Origin of the sequence: Polymorphobacter sp., from assembly GCF_051860865.1 — a bacterium.
Classification (GTDB): Bacteria; Pseudomonadota; Alphaproteobacteria; order Sphingomonadales; family Sphingomonadaceae; genus Sandarakinorhabdus.
This window is the reverse complement of record NZ_JBIMKZ010000132.1, coordinates 1-3,445: the sequence shown is the minus strand read 5'-3', so window position 1 is coordinate 3,445 and position 3,445 is coordinate 1. Positions and strand designations below refer to the sequence as shown.

4 protein-coding genes are annotated in these 3,445 nt (G+C 65.1%); 2 read left to right on the top strand and 2 right to left on the bottom strand.

Annotation, left to right across the window (positions count from 1 at the left end):
* Nucleotides 1-33: 33 nt before the first annotated feature.
* Together hslU and hslV are read right to left on the bottom strand one after the other, a co-directional pair.
* Complete coding sequence (gene hslU, locus ACTIFJ_RS15115; protein ID WP_439534942.1) at nt 34-1,320, bottom strand: ATP-dependent protease ATPase subunit HslU; 1,287 nt, start codon at nt 1,318-1,320, stop codon at nt 34-36.
* Between the two features lie 44 nt (nt 1,321-1,364).
* On the bottom strand, nt 1,365-1,961 hold the full coding sequence (gene hslV, locus ACTIFJ_RS15110) for an ATP-dependent protease subunit HslV (RefSeq protein ID WP_439534941.1): 597 nt from the start codon (nt 1,959-1,961) through the stop codon (nt 1,365-1,367).
* A 222-nt stretch (nt 1,962-2,183) separates the two neighbouring features.
* Here hslV and ACTIFJ_RS15105 point away from each other — a divergent pair, with 222 nt between their 5' ends.
* Together ACTIFJ_RS15105 and hisB are read left to right on the top strand one after the other, a co-directional pair.
* Nucleotides 2,184-2,879 carry a PEPxxWA-CTERM sorting domain-containing protein gene (locus ACTIFJ_RS15105; protein ID WP_439534940.1) on the top strand — a complete coding sequence of 232 codons (696 nt, stop codon included), beginning with the start codon at nt 2,184-2,186 and terminating at the stop codon, nt 2,877-2,879.
* Nucleotides 2,880-2,934: 55 nt separating this feature from the next.
* Nucleotides 2,935-3,445, top strand: a 511-nt coding sequence (gene hisB / locus ACTIFJ_RS15100) for an imidazoleglycerol-phosphate dehydratase HisB (RefSeq protein ID WP_439534939.1), incomplete at its 3' end; no start/stop codon positions are given.

Sequence of the window (3,445 nt, the reverse complement as noted above, 5' to 3'; positions counted from 1 at the left end):
CGCCGAAGGCCTACGGCCGAACGTCGATACCGCCTAGAGGATAAACTTGGACAGATCGGTATCGCGGGCGATCGCGCCCAGTTCGCGTTCGACCATGGCGGCGGTCACCACCACCGTTTCCCCCGATCGCTCGCTGGCTTCGAAGCTCAGGCTTTCCAGCAGCTTCTCCATGATCGTCTGCAGGCGCCGGGCGCCGATGTTCTCGACGCTGGCATTGACCTGTTCGGCGGTGCGGGCGATCGCGTCGATGCCGTCCTCGGCGAAGCGGATCGTTACGCCCTCGGTTTCCAGGAGCGCGGTATATTGGCGGATCAGGCTCGCCTCGGTTTCGGTCAGGATGCGACGGAAGTCCTCATAGACAAGCCCCTTCAGCTCGACGCGGATCGGCAGCCGTCCCTGCAGCTCGGGCAGCAGGTCGGACGGCTTGGAGACATGGAAGGCGCCCGAGCCGATGAACAGGATATGGTCTGTCTTCACGGGGCCATATTTGGTGGCAACCGTCGTGCCCTCGATCAACGGCAGCAGATCGCGCTGCACGCCCTCGCGGCTGACGGAGCCGCCGCGCACGTCGGACACGGCGATCTTGTCGATCTCGTCGAGAAACACGATGCCATTGGCTTCGGCGCTGCGCACCGCCTCGCGGGCGATCTCCTCGTCATCGAGCCGCTTGTCCGATTCCTCGGCAAGCAGCGCGGCGAGGGCGGCCTCGACCGGCATCTTGCGGCGGCGCGTGCGGCCACTCATCGCCTTGCCGAACATGTCGGACAGGTTGATCATGCCGACCTGACCCGGCTGCATCCCGGGCAGCTCGAAGCTCGGTGCCGGCTCGGCAACCTCGATCTCGACCTCGCGGCCCTTGAGATCGCCAGCGCGAAGCCGGTCGCGAAACGCCAGCCGTGTCGCCTCGCTGGCGTCCTTGCCGACCAGCACGTCGAGCAGCCGCGCCTCGGCGGCGGCTTCGGCCGCCTGGCGGACGCCGGCGCGGCGCGCCTCGCGGACCAGGCGGATCGATTCCTCGACCAGGTCCCGGACGATCGAATCAACGTCGCGGCCGACATAGCCGACCTCGGTGAACTTGGTGGCCTCGATCTTGAGGAATGGCGCATCAGCGAGCTTGGCGAGGCGGCGGCTGATCTCGGTCTTGCCGCAGCCGGTCGGTCCGATCATCAGGATGTTCTTGGGGCTGACCTCGTCACGCAGGTCGTCACCGAGCTGCTGGCGGCGCCAGCGGTTGCGCAATGCCACTGCCACCGCGCGCTTGGCGTCGGTCTGGCCGACGATGTGCCGATCGAGCGCGGCGACGATCTGGCGGGGGGTCATCCCCTTGGCATCACCAAGAGGCTGGCCATCGACGATCGCTTCGCTCACTGGACGTCTCCGCCGCTGCCCGCCTCGCCTTCGGTCGCTGCCCGCGATGCGGCGATGGTCTCCACAGTCACCTGGTCGTTGGTGTAGATGCACAATTCGGCGGCGATAGTCATTGCCCGGCGCGCGATGGCCTCGGCATCATGATCGCTGTCAGCCAGCGCCCGCGCCGCTGCCAGCGCATAATTCCCGCCCGATCCGATGGCAGCGATGCCGCCCTGGGGCTCCAGGACGTCGCCGGTGCCGGTCAGCACCAGCGTCACCTCGGCATCGGCAACGATCATCATCGCCTCCAGCCGGCGCAGGTAGCGATCGGTCCGCCAGTCCTTGGCCAGCTCGACGGCGGCGCGAGTCAGCTGTCCCGGATAGCGCTCCAGCTTCGATTCCAGACGCTCGAACAGGGTGAAGGCATCAGCGGTGGCTCCGGCAAAACCCCCGATCACCCGGCCGTCCTGACCGAGCCGTCGCACCTTGCGGGCATTGGGTTTCATCACCGTCTGGCCCATGGTCACCTGGCCATCGCCAGCGATCGTCACCAGGCCGTTCTTGCGCACGGAGACGATCGTCGTCCCGTGCCATTCCATATCATGTCCCATGCCATTCAGCCTTCACTTACGTGCCGTGTATGTAAGCCGCTGTGGTCAGGGACCAAGCCATTTGACAAAATAACCATATGGGTTCATAAATCAAATGGTTAACAATACAATAATTTACTATGGGAACGTGCGGTAAACGACTAACGAACTGATCGTCGTTGGCTGGAGTGCCCCATGTTCGATCGTTTTCATCTCAAGAGCGTCGCGGTTGCCCTCATGGTCATGGCGACACCTGCCCTGGCCGTCACGCCGGTCAGCTTCAGCTTTGCCGGTCCGGCTGGCACCACTAACGTCGCCAGCGTCTCCCGGACGAGCAATGGCGTGTCCATCACCGCCAACGCGCTCAACTTCACCGTGGCGCCCGGCAGCCTCACCACCCTGTCCCAGCTCACGGCCGGGACCCGCCAGATTCAGCAGACCGCTCCCGGCATCGGCGTCAATGGCGGCGCCTCGGCGCCGCAAGTCGACACCAACACACCGGCCCAGCGCGAAGCGATCCTGTTCACCGCCAGCAAGGCTTTCCAGATTACCCGTCTTAAGCTGTCCTACATCGACAGCGACGACACCTTGGCGATCTATGGGGTCAATGCCGACCACTCACTGAGCTATCTCGGCTTCGGCGGCCAGATCATCAACGGGCTCGGCGGCAGCGCCGCGTTTAGCCATGTCGGCACCAACGACGGCACCACCACGCTTACCCTCGGCACCCCCACCGCCGCCTTCGACCGCTACCTGTTCACCACGCGGGTCGGCGGCGATGTCACCTATCTCGGTACCAAGGGCCAGGGCTATCGCATCGATCTGATCGCCGGCAGTGCAGTACCGGAGCCGGAGAGCTGGGCGCTGCTGGTCCTTGGCTTCGGCGTCGTCGGCCTCTCCGTTCGCCGCCGCCGCCGGGTTGCCACCGTCCTCGGCTGACCCGGCTTTGGGCCGGCCTTGCCGAGGGGCGACTAATCCGTTACCGCCCACCGCCATGAATGCCCGCACCGCCTCGGTCAGCCGTACCACCAAGGAAACGGCGATTGACGTTACCATCAACCTCGATGGCAGCGGCGAGTACAGCATTTCCACCGGCATCGGCTTTCTCGATCACATGCTCGAGCAGCTGAGCCGGCACAGCCTGATCGACATCAGCCTCAAGGCGGTCGGCGACCTCCACATCGATGCCCATCACACCACCGAGGACAGTGGCATTGCGCTCGGCGAGGCTGTCGCCCGGGCGCTCGGCGACCGGCGCGGCATCACCCGCTACGGCGATGCCCTGATTCCGATGGACGAGACGCTGACCCGCGTCGCGCTCGACATCAGTGGCCGTCCTTATCTGGTCTGGAAGTCCGGGTTCAGCCAGCCGCGCCTCGGCGAGATGGACACCGAGCTGTTCAAGGAATGGTTCGCCGCCTTTGCCGGAAGTGCCGGGCTGACCCTGCACATCGAGACGCTCTATGGCGTCAACAACCACCATATCGTCGAAAGCTGCTTCAAGG

Coding starts and splice junctions, on each gene's coding strand:
- hslU (WP_439534942.1), bottom strand. CDS start 1,320: ATGACCCCCCGCCAGATCGTCGCCGCGCTCGATCGGCACATCGTCGGC.
- ACTIFJ_RS15105 (WP_439534940.1), top strand. CDS start 2,184: ATGGCGACACCTGCCCTGGCCGTCACGCCGGTCAGCTTCAGCTTTGCC.
- hslV (WP_439534941.1), bottom strand. CDS start 1,961: ATGGGACATGATATGGAATGGCACGGGACGACGATCGTCTCCGTGCGC.